We start from the raw sequence: 13717 nt of genomic DNA on the forward strand, positions 1-13717 counted from the left end.
TCATCTATAAAAACGCTCGCCAATGCTATTCAAAAATAGGAATAACTTTGGCGAGATTTTTTATTGCGTTTTTTCAGTCTATCAGAGTTTTAAGCATCGTTAAAAATACATCATCTCTATTTACTTCATGCTGAGATTAATTCTCATTAGGCATCTCTCTAAGATTCGAGTTGAATTGCTGAGAGAGGAGTTGGTAGGTCGTATTAAAATAAGGCTCAGTCCAAAATTGCGTCCTATAATTGCTTTTCTTTCTATTAAATTTCACTCCTTTAGAGAGTTCATTTTTATTAAGATATTTCACTTCAGCAGGGTAAAAATGAGCTACAGAAGTAATCTGGGTAAAATGCTCATCTTTTTTATGTTTTAACTTGAAAGTAAAAGTCTCATCGTATCCGCTTAGCTGTTGAGGAGAAGTAGATTTTCCTGAAAACCGATATACATCTAAAAAATTCCATTGATAAAAAACATAGCCCAAAAACTTCCATTCTTTTTCATTAAACTTTTGACGATGAATGGAGTATGAAGTTTCATTTTCTAAAGGATGATAATGCTTTTTAAATGAAGGTTTTAGAATATCAGAAATTCTTTTCGGTTGAGGAAGCCGTATTATATTATCAAATATAATGTCATTTATTTTCTTCACCTCATGACGAGACTCCATCACAAAGGAACGATACTCTTTAAGAATTTGTTTTTCTAATTTTTTAGATTTAACACTAAAAACATACTGGATAATCCCATCAATATAGATATTAAACACTCCATCATTAGTTACAAAACCATTAAAAAAACCTTCGATTACCAAATAGTCTTTCTGTGTTTTGGAAATTATGATTTCTGGAATTTTATACACTTTAGTGGGTTTTAGATGATATGTATCATTTTGAATTTTATCTACATACAGTGTATCCGTATCTATACTGGGATGAGAAATCAAAACCCATTTTTCTTTTGCCAAAATAGATTTTTTTATTGCTCCATTTTCATCGGTTTGCCCTAAAAAAGATTTCTTTGAATTGAGAATTAAGAGCTGTTTCATCGGCGATTGATTTTCGGCATTCAAAAACCTGATTTCCTGACCGAACATACAATCTATCATCAAACACAGAACTACAATAATACAATTTCTAAACATATACTCAAACTTTATCTAACGGTAAAAATAATAATAAAAAAAATACCGCCTAAAGGCGGTATTGATTATTTAATTTTTTCAATTTCATTAGAGAGTTGAGCCGAAATTTCAGCAATTTCTCCTACTCCGTTAATCTCTACATATTTCCCTTGCTGCTTATAAAGTTCTGCCACTTCGGCGGTCTTGGCATAGTATTCTTTGATTCTATTTCGGATAATTTGTTCATCAGCATCATCACTTCTACCACTTGTTTTACCTCTTTCTAAAAGTCTTTGCACCAAAATTTCATCTTCCACTACTAATGAAAGACATACATCAATATCCTCATTCAAAACCTCTTTCACTATACCTTCCAATGCTTGGGTCTGGAAAGCGGTTCTCGGGAATCCATCAAAGATAAATCCTTTTGCGTCCGTAGGTTTTTTGAGTTCATCTGTAAGCATATCTATAGTCACTTGGTCAGGAACCAACTCTCCTTTATCCATATAGGATTTTGCTAATTTCCCAAGTGCCGTTTCATTTTTGATATTAAAACGGAAAAGATCTCCCGTAGAAATTTGCTTAAGATTAAATTGCTCTATCAAGCGCTGTGCCTGAGTGCCTTTTCCACTCCCTGGTGGGCCAAATAATACGATGTTTATCATTGATTTTGTTATTTTTAATATTTTTTAGATTTTCTCTAAATGACAATTTAATGATTGATTCTTCCTTCAGAAAGTTGATACAAATCAGGAAGGTTTCTTCCAAGCTCATCATAATCAAGCCCATACCCTAAAACAAACTTGTTAGGAATTTCCTTAGCCACATAATCAATAGTGAAGTCTTTTTTAAACACTTCTGGCTTCAAAAATGCCGATGCTACTTTAAGTGACTTAGGTCTTTGAGTATTTTTAAAATATTCAAAAAGACTTTCTATAGTATTCCCTGTATCTACAATGTCTTCCATCAAAATAATGTGTCTTCCCTCCACATCTTTGGTAAGATCCATTTTGGTATATACCACTCCCGTAGATTGGAGCCCTCCATGATAAGAACTTACCTGGAGAAAAGCTACCTCGCATTTTCCTGGATAATACTTTAAAAAATCAGAAAAGAACATAAAAACTCCATTAAGTACCCCGATAAATACTGGAGTTTCATCTTTATAATCTTCATATACGGTTAGTGCCAATGCTTTTACAGCTTCCTGAATTTCTTCACTGCTAAGGTAAGGAACGAATTCTTTATCGTGAATTTTTACTGTTTTCATTCTATTGAAATAGAGTACAAAATTAAGGAATATTATTTTTTTAGACTTGTAGTTTATAGATTTTTTTGACCGTCAGTTTGTATTCACACTTTCTATTTTAGAATAATTTAAGAAAATCATCTATAAATTTAATACATGTACAATAACCTCTTAATTAATGATATTACTGCATCAGTCTCTGAAAAAATAATCAAGACAACGATTTTAAAATGCAAGTACAAAATAAAAAACAATAAAAAAATTAAAAAATCTATAAAACAATATAATAAATGAAATTTACACTCATGTATTTATTCATAGGAGCTATTAAGAATTGGTCACCCCAAAAAAACATTTTATCCAATTGATATATTCACAATATTTTGACCATAAAAACCATTTATTTTCACAATAAATTTTGCAGTTAAGAAAATTTGTTGTACTTTTGACACGCTTAGAAGAGCTCCATTGCTTTAAAAAGCAATAATTTTTTTCATCATTTGTGTGAGAGCCATGAACATGTTTCATGGCTCTTTTTTATTGTTCACTTATATTATTTGCATTCATCATATCATCACCACCTACTCCCTTCATCATCAGCATATTAAAAAAAAGAGATGCAAATTCTGCATCTCTATATGAGTTTTCACTAAAAATTTATTTCATGAGCTTATTCTATTTGAGTACATAGCTGGTACCTTCTCTGCTATCTTTCAATTCAATGCCTTCTGAAAGAAGCTTATCACGAATTTCATCGGAAAGTTCAAAATTCTTCGCTTTTCGAGCTTGATTTCTCAGGTCAATAAGTATCCTCATTGCACCATCTAGCTTCTCACTATTACTCTCTTCTAAATCCTGAAGCCCAAGCACATCATACACAAATCCATTGAGTAAAGATTTGAGTGTATTGAGCTCATCTATGCTTATTTCTTCATCACCATTTTTCCATTGGAAAATCCATTTCACCGCTTCAAAAAGATGAGAAATTAAAATAGGACTATTAAAATCATCCGTGAGTGCAGCATAACACTTTTCTTTCCATTCGATGATACGATTAGCTATTGGCTGTGAGCTATTGGCTGTGGGTGCTATTTCATTAATGATTTTTACTGCTTCCATCAGCCTATTAAACCCTTTTTCACTGGCCAAAAGTGCTTCATTAGATAGATCTACCACACTCCTATAATGTGCTTGGAGGAAGAAAAATCTTACCACTGATGGATGAAATGCTTTTTCAAAAAAATCATTATTCCCCGTGATGAGTTCCATAGGTAAAATAGTATTCCCTGTAGATTTACTCATTTTTTGCCCATTCATCGTTAGCATATTGGCATGCATCCAATAATTTACTGGTGAAGTGCCATTACATGCTTTCCCTTGGGCTATTTCGCACTCATGGTGTGGAAATTTCAGGTCCATTCCTCCTCCGTGAATATCAAACCTATCCCCTAAATATTTAGTACTCATAGCTGTACATTCTAAATGCCAGCCTGGAAAACCTTCTCCCCAAGGAGATGGCCATTTCATAATATGCTCAGGAGATGCTTTCTTCCAAAGAGCAAAATCTTGCGGATTTTTCTTTTCATCTTGTCCGTCTAAATCACGAGTATTGGCAAATAATTCATCAATATTCCTCTTAGAGAGCTCACCATAGTTTCCTCCTTGCTCATTGTACGCACGAACATCAAAATACACTGAACCATTGCTTACATACGCTAACCCTTTCTCAATCAAAACCTTAGTAAGCTCTAATTGTTCAATGATATGCCCCGTAGCAGTAGGCTCAATATTGGGAGGCAAATTATTAAACATGCTCAGCACCTTGTGAAAATCCACAGTGTATTTCTGTACAATTTCCATAGGTTCTAATTTCTCCAAGCGAGATTGTTTCACAAAACGGTCATTATTCACATCGCCATCATCGGTAAGGTGTCCCGCATCAGTAATATTACGGACATAACGCACTTTGTACCCTAAGTGCATCAGGGTTCTATAAATAAAATCAAAGGACATGAAAGTACGCACATTGCCCATATGGACATTACTATACACCGTAGGTCCGCAGACATACATGCCTACATTACCTTCTAGAATAGGTTTAAAAATTTCTTTTTCTCCTGTAAGAGAATTGTATATTTTGAGCTGATAGTTCATATTTTCAAAAATTAAAAAATCCTGAAAAAGTTATTACTTTGAATAATTTGATGTCAATTTCCTAAACGATTGTTCTTTTAAAATCAGTCTAGTTTAGAATGAATCCCCACATAATGTAAGAACTCTTGTCTTGTAATAGGGTTAGTTCGGAAAATACCACTCAGCTCTGCCGTAATAGTAGAACTGGCCGTATCTCTAATCCCTCTACAATTTACGCAAAGATGTTTGGCATCAATAACACATGCTACATCTTTCGTATTAAGGGCTTCTTTCATAGCATCTACAATTTGCATAGTAAGTCTTTCCTGTACTTGGGGTCTTTTAGCATAATAATTTACTATTCTATTAATTTTAGAAAGCCCAATAACTTCTCCGTTAGAAATATACGCCACATGAGCTCTTCCTATGATAGGAAGGAAATGGTGTTCACAAAAAGAATACACTGTAATATCCTTCTCCACAAGCATCTGACGATATTTATACTTATTACTAAAAGTAGAAATACCGGGTTTATTTTCAGGAAGTAACCCTCCAAAAATTTCATTTACATACATTTTCGCCACTCTTTTCGGAGAATCTTTCAGAGAATCATCGGTCATATCCATCCCTAATGTATGCATAATTTCCGCAAAATGCTTCTCTATAATGGCTATTTTCTCCTCAGGGGTTTTCTCAAAAGCATCGGCTCTGAGCGGTGTATGTTCCTTTCCCGAAAAAACATCATCATCGTTATCAAAAAAATCGTTCATGTTTTTCTTTAATTCTAAAACAAAGATAGGAATTTCCCTTCCAAAACAATGCGTTTTCCTTATAATATCATTCTGATAATAAAGAAAATTTTCTTTCTGACAATAGCTTATTTGTACAAAGACAAATACAATCTACTTAGATAATAAAATGATAGTATGATTTTTGATATAAACAAGAAAAAAAGAATAATGAGATACGAAAACCAAAGGCAAGGCAATGGAGGTGTAATACTATTATTTTCAGATGAAAATATAGAAATAGGAAGATGCACCTATATGGTGATACCTTCAGAGTCCAAATTAATCATTTCATTTGTATTGGTACACAAAGAGTTTGAAGGTAAAGGAATGGGGAAACTTTTAGTAGAAGCTGCCATCCAGTTCGCTAGAGAGAATGGATGGAAAATTTTCCCGCATTGCTCTTATGCACATTCTGTAATGAAGAAAATAGACCATGTAAAAGATATTTTGATTCCCCACTAAAATATCTAATTATCAAAAGCAAAGCTGCCCAAAATGGACAGCTTTTTGTTTTTTTTATAATTTTTGCATGAGTTCATCATTGATTTCCATATTATGGTACACATTCTGAACATCATCATCTTCTTCAAATTTTTCCAGCATTTTCATATTATTTTTAAACTGCTCTTCGGTAACTTCTTTGGTCATATTGGGGATACGCTGAAGCTCTGCACTCTTTGCTTCTATTCCTAATTTTTCTAATTTATGGGACAAAGCACCAAAATCTTCAAAAGCGGTAGTTACCATCACTTCATTTTCATCGGTATCTATTTCTTCTGCACCACCGTCTATCATCTCCATTTCAAATTCCTCCCAATCCATAGTAATAGAAGATTTATCTAAAGTAAAAATTCCTTTTCTATCAAAAATAAATGCGAGTTCCCCGTTTTTACCAAGGTTTCCGTCCATTTTATTAAATATAGCACGAACATTCGCCACGGTTCTTGTAGGATTATTGGTAGTGCATTCTACAAAGAACGCTACTCCACCTTGTCCATAACCTTCATAAGTAATTTCATCATACTGCTCAGCATCCGCTCCAGAAGCTTTTTTTATTGCTCTTTCCACATTATCTTTCGGCATATTTGCTCCTTTGGCGTTTTGGATACACCTTCTCAATGCAGGATTTGATTCAGGGTCAGGCCCGCCTGCTTTTACCGCTATAGCAATATCTTTTCCTATTCTAGAAAATGTTTTAGCCATTTTATCCCATCTTGCCATTTTTGATGCCTTTCTATATTCAAAAGCTCTTCCCATATTTTTAATATTTAATTTTTGCAAAAATAATAAATAAACAAAAACGCCCGATAAAAATCGGGCGTTCATTTATTAAGAATTGAATCTATTATCTTCTTCTTTTCTTAGTTGATACTTTTTTAGTTGATTTTTTAGGAGTACCGATTTCTACATCAGACTTCTTCAAAGTATCCCAAGTAGAAGCATCAGCTGGAAGAACTACTACTTTTCTATCTTTAGCTCTTTCTGCGTCAGAAGCAGTTTCTGGAACTACTGCATTTTGCTCACCTACACCGATAGATTTCAAAGCATCAGAAGAAACACCTCTTGCTTCAAGTGCTGCTACTACTGCTGCCGCTCTTTCTTTAGAAAGTTTCAAGTTGTAGTTATCATTACCTTTTTTATCCGTATGACCTACTACTACATAGTTTCCTCTAGATTCTTTAATAATTTCAGCAGCCATATCTAATTTAGGAGCAGACTCTGGTCTTAAAGTAGCCTTATTAAAGTTAAATACAATGTTCTCAAGTGCTCTAGTAGCATCTATTGCGCTCACTTCTTTTGGCTTAGGACATCCATTGTACTCTCTAAGACCTGCTACAGTAGGACAAGCATCATCTTTGTCTAAGATACCATCATTATCTGTATCTGGCCAAGGACAACCTTGATTTTCCACTGGACCCGCTACATTAGGACAGTTGTCATCTTTATCAAGAACACCATCACCGTCTGTATCTGGCCAAGGACAACCTTGATTTTCCACTGGACCAGCCACTTCAGGACAGTCATCATCTTTATCGATAACACCATCACCATCCGTATCAGGGCATCCTTGGAATTCTGGCAATCCTGGAGTATCTGGGCAAAGATCATCTTTATCTAAGATTCCATCTTTATCTCTATCTCTTTGTCCGAATCTAAACAAGATAGAAGCAGACGCTTGCCAGAAGTTCATCGCACTTGCTCCTTTATTGATAGGAGAAGACACATAATCACCTTGGATACCAAGACCGAAATTTTTAGTCAACCAGAAGTTAGATCCTAAACCAACTGGCACCATGAAATGATTTGCTTTTCCCATAGTAGCTCCATCTTCTCCCTTAGTCAAAGTAGGAAGACCGTTTTCATCTAAGTTAGCATAATCATTGGTAGGGAAAGAAACACCTGTTTGGTCGTATCTCAAATAAGAAGCACCTACTCTTAAGTAAGGATCAAACCAAGAATCTTCATTCCATAAACCGTTAAATTTAAACTGAAGACCAAGTCCTGTCATTAGCATGAATTCCTTGCCTGTCTTAATTCTTTGGTTTCCAATATTACCTACGGTAGTTTGCCAATCCAATACTAAGACTTTACCTAAATTTCTCGCAACTGTCAATTTAGAAAGTGGTGGAGTAATTTCGTAATTCTTTGAGTGGAATAACTCCTTAAAGTTATTAAATTTCTCGCCTACACCTCCTGAAGCTACTGCCATGTGGTTAACTCCGTGAGCACCCACACCGATGAGCCAAGGATTGCTCGTAGTTTGAGCGAATACAGAAGAGGCAACAGTAAGTGCCAATGCTGAAATTCCTAGTTTTAGATTTTTCATAAATAAATGATTAAATAATTGATATTGCAAAATAAATATAAATTTTCTTATTGCACAAAGTTTTTTTAAGATTTTTTTAACCTTTCTTCATAATCCTGTCCAAATGACGCTTATTATCTCTATCCTTTATGCTTTCTCTTTTATCAAAAAGCTTTTTCCCTTTACCTATCGCTATCTGAAGTTTCACCAAGCCTTTCTCATTAATATACAGCTTTAATGGCACGATGGTAAATCCTATATCTTTTACTTTTCTCTGTATTTTTGTCAATTCTCTTCTGTGGAGTAACAATTTCCGTTCCCTTTTTATCTTGTGATTATAATAAGTACCTAATTTATACTCATCCACAGTCATATTAATAACAAAAAGCTCATCTCCTACAAACTGACAAAAAGACTCTGCTATAGAAGCCTTAGACATTCTTATTGATTTTATCTCTGTCCCTGTAAGAACTATTCCTGCCTCGTATTGTTCTATAATTTCATATTCAAAACGAGCCCTTTTATTTTTTATCTGTACTGACTTATCTATCTTCATTTTGACTCTGCAATATTAAACATATTTACTAAAACTCCCATTACAAAATTTAACCGACTTCTTTTAAATTTATCATGAAGAAATTACATTAAATTTCCTTTTCAAAATAAAATTGAATGCAAAATTGTTTTTGTATTTTTGCACAAATTTACAATAATATATGCTAACAGTTTCAAATGTATCACTTCAATTTGGAAAGCGTGTGCTTTTCGATGAGGTAAATATCATGTTCGGAAAAGGAAATTGCTATGGAGTTATTGGTGCCAATGGTGCTGGAAAGTCCACTTTCCTAAAAATATTAACAGGAAAACAAGATCCTACTACTGGAAATGTCTCTTTAGAGCCAGGCAAAAGAATGTCTGTTCTAGAGCAAGACCACTTCGCTTATGACCAGTTTACCGTACTAGAAACCGTACTCAGAGGAAATAAAAAGCTCTTTGAAATAAAAGAGGAGATGGATGCCCTCTATGCTAAACCTGACTTTTCTGACGAAGACGGAATCAAAGCAGGAGAACTCGGTGTAATTTATGATGAAATGGGAGGGTGGAACGCAGAGTCTGACGCTATGACCATGCTATCTAATGTAGGCATCAAAGAAAATATGCACTACCAGCTAATGGGAGAGCTAGAAAATAAGGACAAAGTAAAAGTACTCTTAGCACAGGCACTCTTTGGAAACCCTGATGTACTTATTCTGGACGAACCTACCAACGACCTAGATATCGATACCATTGCATGGCTAGAAGACTTCTTGGCAGATTATGAAAACACGGTTATCGTAGTGTCTCATGACCGTCACTTCCTAGATGCTGTATGTACACACATCATTGACTTAGATTATTCTAAACTTAATCTTTACACTGGAAATTACTCATTCTGGTATCAAGCATCTCAGCTAGCAACCAAACAGAGAGCTCAAGCAAATAAAAAAGCAGAAGAAAAGAAAAAGGAACTTCAGGAGTTTATCGCTAGATTCTCTTCTAATGTAGCGAAAGCAAAACAAGCAACAGCGCGTAAAAAGATGATTGATAAACTTAATATTGATGATATTAAGCCTACTTCCCGAAGATACCCTGCGATTATTTGGGAAATGGAAAGAGAAACAGGGGATCAAATTCTGGAAGTGAAAAACTTAGAAAAAACAAAGGATAATGAGCTACTATTTTCTAACATTGACTTCAAACTGAAAAAAGGGGATAAGGTAGCTATTCTGAGTAGGAACTCATTAGCCATTACCGAGTTTTTCCAAATTATCTCCGGAAATGCCACGCCAGATAAAGGAGAATACAACTGGGGAATCACTACTTCACAATCTTATATGCCACTAGACAACACTGAGTTTTTCCAAGACAAAGACCTTAATCTTGTAGATTGGCTAAGACAGTTCACCAAAACGGATGAGGAAAGACATGAAGAATTCGTAAGAGGATTTCTTGGAAGAATGCTTTTCTCTGGAGACGAAGCACTTAAATCTTCTACAGTCCTTTCAGGAGGGGAAAAAATGCGTTGTATGTTCAGTAGAATGATGCTTCAAAGAGCCAATATTCTTCTTTTAGATGAACCTACTAACCACCTTGACTTAGAAAGTATCACTACGCTCAATAACTCATTGGCAAGTTTTAAAGGCAACATCCTCCTTGCATCTCATGACCACGAACTATTAGAAACGGTTTGTAACAGAATCATTGAGCTTACCCCTAGAGGTGTCATTGATAGAGACATGACTTATGATGAATACCTTTCTGATAAGAAAATCAAAGAACTCCAAAAAGAAATGTATGGAGAATAGATTTTGAGATTAAATCTCATTAGAAAATAATTTAAAATGAGCTATCCAAAAATTCTGGATAGCTTATTTTTTTATGTTATAAGACAGAAGCCATCTCGACTTTTGGTAATAAACATGCCCCTTAAAAAATAAAAAATGAAATATAATGATTCTTTTATTAAAAGGCTACAATGAATCTATGAAAAAGGTTGAGTGGAATGAATTTCATCGTTTAGGGTACTTTGAATCGTATAAAACTCAGGGGATTTAAGCAAAATAAAAAGTCAAGACGAGTTCGTTATATAAAAATTTAGAGTTGTATCATAGGATAACAAATTGAGGCTGATACTACACTGCTATAGCCACATACAATCAAGATAAATTGAAAACGAAATGACAAACCTAGAAATAAAAAATCGCCCCAACATCTTGAGACGACTTTTACTTTTTTACAAAATAAGACCATTTAATTCTGTGCAAAATTTTCTTTATTTTCCATAGTATCTGCTGTAAATACTCTTTTTGCCATTCTATATCTTGATCCCCAGTAAGAACCATTTAAAGATGAAACCATCACCCCTTTACTGGTAGCAGCATGAATGAATTTCACTTCACCATCTTCGGTTACACTCTCCACTATACCTACATGACCTATTCTATTACCTCTGTGTGAGAAGAACAATAAATCTCCTTTCTGTAAATCTTCCTTGGCAACCAACTCCCCTTCTTTTGCTTGTGCTGCGGCTACTCTTGGAAGCTCCATTCCTACCACTGCTCCAAAAACAGACAACACAAATGCAGAACAATCTATCCCTCTTCTGGTCATACCACCAAAACGATAAGGCGTCCCGATATAAGTATAGGCTTCTTCTAAAATATCATCTAACACTTTATTGTATTGAATAGCTTTTGCTATGGCTGCATCTTTTTCAGCTCTTGCTATCACATTCATTCTTGTTGCTCTTTCAGATGCAAAACTATTGATAAGAACTTTCTTATCTTCCTCTAGCCTTTTCGCTTCTGCCAAGGTTATTTTGGCATCTGTTTTGTACTCCTTATTGTATAATTTAGGGTTAGCCACTACATAATTAGTAACACACGACTGAAGTGTAAAAATGGCTACTAAAACGAAAACTATTTTTGAGACACTGTTTTTCATACGGAGTATATTTCTTGTGTTTTGCACGGCAAATTTACCTAAAGCCATCTGCAGCAGCACAAAATCTAAAGTATCTAAGTTCCATTTTAACAAAATTTAACAAAATAAGATTGTTTGTTAAATCTTTTCTTTTCATAAATAATTGATTTTCAATATTTCAATTATTCACCTTTTACCTTTCCGTTTAGGTTTTTTTAACAAAACAGTACAATTTATTCCATAATTAAAGGATTCTTTTATATATTTATTTTCTATTATTGCGATTATTAATTTTTATAAAAATCCAAAAAAACACAATAACCAATTGTCTAACAAGCATTTAAAAAAACTCAAACAAACGATATACTCACTTATCATTATAGATAATGATTTACCTTTGTTCCAATCAAAAAAAAAAAAACATACAACACTCAATATTTAAAGTTATCCCCGTACAAAAAACTTTTACTCCACTTTAAGTTATGAACCTATCAAACATTAGCCAACAATTTTTTATATTCCCAGGTGACACCTCACTGAATCCATACCAAAGGCAAACGCCCAATGTATTATACAATCTAGTAACGCCCGAGGTTTTCAAAAATCCTACACTATTAATTTTTAATACAAAGCTATCCCAAGAAATCGGTTTAGGAGAATATTCTGAACAGGATTTACCTTTTTTAGTGGGAAATAATCTACCTCAAAATATACGCCCCTACTCTACTGCATACGCAGGACACCAATTTGGCAACTGGGCAGGGCAGCTGGGAGATGGCAGGGCTATCTTTGCAGGAGAAATTCAAAATAAAAAAGGAAAAACCCACGAATTACAATGGAAAGGTGCAGGAGCCACGCCTTACTCTCGACACGCCGATGGCAGAGCCGTGTTTCGTTCCTCCCTACGGGAATATCTTATGAGCGAAGCAATGTATCATCTGGGTATCCCTACCATCCGTGCGTTAAGCCTTTGTTTTACAGGTGAAAAAGTAATTCGGGATATTTTATACAATGGCAATCCACAGGAAGAAAATGGAGCCGTAGTGATGCGCGTAAGCGAAAGCTTTTTACGATTCGGACATTTTGAATTCGCTAGTTTACAGAGCGATAAAAACCTCCTCAAAGATTTAGCAGATTTTACCATTACACACTTTTATCCCGAAGTGGATATTCATTCTCCAGACAAATACGCACTTTGGTTTGAAAAAATAACAGAAAAAACACTCCATTTAATTATCGAATGGCTACGAGTAGGCTTTGTTCACGGTGTGATGAATACAGATAATATGTCCATCATTGGAGAAACAATAGATTATGGACCTTTTGGAATGCTAGAAGAGTACAATCTAAATTTCACCCCTAATACCACCGACTTACCTGGAAGAAGATATGCTTTTGGTAAGCAAGGACAAATCGCTCAGTGGAATCTCTGGCAGCTGGCAAATGCCTTGTACACATTAATTAACGATGCTGATTTTCTACAAAACACATTAGATAATTTCGGAAAAAATTTCTGGAAAAAGCACGATGAAATGTTGGCAAAGAAATTTGGATTGGATAAGGTATTACCTTCTGATGAAGATTTTTTTGTGCATTGGCAAAAGCTCATGACTTCTGAGAAATTAGATTACACTTTATTTTTTACCGAACTAGAAAGAGCAAGAACTCATCATACTCCACAATGGGCAAATGTTTCTTATTTACCCAATGAAGAAATAAACCTTAAAAAAATAAATGATTTCTACACTCAATACCTCATTCGTTTAGAGCAAAATAACTGTCCAAAAGAGGAAAGCATACAGTGGATGAAAACCTACAACCCTAAGTTCATCTTGCGAAACTACTTACTATATGATTGTATTGAAAAAGTAGAAGCAGGAGATACGGAAATGCTCTATCTGCTCATCCATGCTTTAGAAAATCCTTACGAAACAAAATACGAGCATTTCCAAAAGAAACGCCCTACTCAATATGATGATGTATCAGGATGTAGTATGCTTTCTTGTAGTTCGTAAAGTATGTTTATTAACTTCATAAAAAATTCGCCAAAGCTATTTACCATTTTGCAAATCACTTTGGCGAATTTCTATCAACTATTTTGTCATCTTAGAGGAAATATAATAGGCAAGAAACTCAAAATTTATCCTGCCTATTATCCAAAC

Annotated in this window: 12 protein-coding genes; 3 read left to right on the plus strand and 9 right to left on the minus strand. The window is 34.5% G+C overall.

The window, feature by feature from the left end; translation table 11 throughout:
• Positions 1-136: 136 nt before the first annotated feature.
• From HMPREF9699_RS00680 to folE, 5 genes are all read right to left on the minus strand, one after another.
• Entirely contained in the window at positions 137-1039 is a 903-nt protein-coding gene (locus HMPREF9699_RS00680; protein ID WP_245946113.1) for a hypothetical protein, read from the minus strand.
• A gap of 161 nt (positions 1040-1200) precedes the next feature.
• On the minus strand, positions 1201-1779 hold the full coding sequence (locus tag HMPREF9699_RS00685; RefSeq protein ID WP_002661524.1) for an adenylate kinase: 579 nt from the start codon (positions 1777-1779) through the stop codon (positions 1201-1203).
• Between the two features lie 47 nt (positions 1780-1826).
• Complete coding sequence (gene hpt / locus HMPREF9699_RS00690; RefSeq protein ID WP_002661525.1) at positions 1827-2384, minus strand: hypoxanthine phosphoribosyltransferase; 558 nt, start codon at positions 2382-2384, stop codon at positions 1827-1829.
• Between the two features lie 654 nt (positions 2385-3038).
• Positions 3039-4517 carry a cysteine--tRNA ligase gene (cysS, locus tag HMPREF9699_RS00695; RefSeq protein WP_002661528.1) on the minus strand — a complete coding sequence of 493 codons (1479 nt, stop codon included), beginning with the start codon at positions 4515-4517 and terminating at the stop codon, positions 3039-3041.
• An 83-nt stretch (positions 4518-4600) separates the two neighbouring features.
• Positions 4601-5266, minus strand: coding sequence for a GTP cyclohydrolase I FolE (gene folE / locus HMPREF9699_RS00700; protein ID WP_002661529.1), 666 nt, complete (start codon positions 5264-5266; stop codon positions 4601-4603).
• Positions 5267-5455: 189 nt separating this feature from the next.
• Here folE and HMPREF9699_RS00705 point away from each other — a divergent pair, with 189 nt between their 5' ends.
• Entirely contained in the window at positions 5456-5749 is a 294-nt protein-coding gene (locus HMPREF9699_RS00705) for a GNAT family N-acetyltransferase (protein WP_034985364.1), read from the plus strand.
• A gap of 54 nt (positions 5750-5803) precedes the next feature.
• Here the strand turns inward: HMPREF9699_RS00705 and HMPREF9699_RS00710 are convergent, their stop codons facing one another.
• The 3 genes from HMPREF9699_RS00710 to smpB all read right to left on the minus strand — a co-directional run bounded on the left by HMPREF9699_RS00710 (position 5804) and on the right by smpB (position 8649).
• Positions 5804-6544 carry a YebC/PmpR family DNA-binding transcriptional regulator gene (locus HMPREF9699_RS00710; RefSeq protein ID WP_002661533.1) on the minus strand — a complete coding sequence of 247 codons (741 nt, stop codon included), beginning with the start codon at positions 6542-6544 and terminating at the stop codon, positions 5804-5806.
• 88 nt (positions 6545-6632) lie between these two features.
• The gene (locus tag HMPREF9699_RS00715; RefSeq protein ID WP_002661534.1) at positions 6633-8114 is read right to left on the minus strand and encodes an OmpA family protein; all 1482 of its coding nucleotides are present in this window, start codon (positions 8112-8114) and stop codon (positions 6633-6635) included.
• Positions 8115-8190: 76 nt separating this feature from the next.
• Positions 8191-8649, minus strand: a complete 459-nt coding sequence (gene smpB / locus HMPREF9699_RS00720) for an SsrA-binding protein SmpB (protein WP_002661537.1) — start codon at positions 8647-8649, stop codon at positions 8191-8193.
• 160 nt (positions 8650-8809) lie between these two features.
• On the opposite strand from smpB, the gene HMPREF9699_RS00725 reads away from it, so the two are divergent.
• Complete coding sequence (locus HMPREF9699_RS00725) at positions 8810-10438, plus strand: ABC-F family ATP-binding cassette domain-containing protein (protein WP_002661539.1); 1629 nt, start codon at positions 8810-8812, stop codon at positions 10436-10438.
• Positions 10439-10883: 445 nt separating this feature from the next.
• On the opposite strand, the gene HMPREF9699_RS00730 is transcribed toward HMPREF9699_RS00725, so the two are convergent.
• Positions 10884-11576 carry a C40 family peptidase gene (locus HMPREF9699_RS00730; protein ID WP_034986003.1) on the minus strand — a complete coding sequence of 231 codons (693 nt, stop codon included), beginning with the start codon at positions 11574-11576 and terminating at the stop codon, positions 10884-10886.
• A 461-nt stretch (positions 11577-12037) separates the two neighbouring features.
• Between HMPREF9699_RS00730 and HMPREF9699_RS00735 the strand changes: the two genes are divergently transcribed.
• Positions 12038-13570 carry a protein adenylyltransferase SelO gene (locus HMPREF9699_RS00735; protein ID WP_002661545.1) on the plus strand — a complete coding sequence of 511 codons (1533 nt, stop codon included), beginning with the start codon at positions 12038-12040 and terminating at the stop codon, positions 13568-13570.
• The last annotated feature ends 147 nt before the right edge of the window (positions 13571-13717 follow it).

It is taken from the genome of Bergeyella zoohelcum ATCC 43767, assembly GCF_000301075.1.
GTDB classification, from domain to species: Bacteria; Bacteroidota; Bacteroidia; order Flavobacteriales; family Weeksellaceae; genus Bergeyella; species Bergeyella zoohelcum.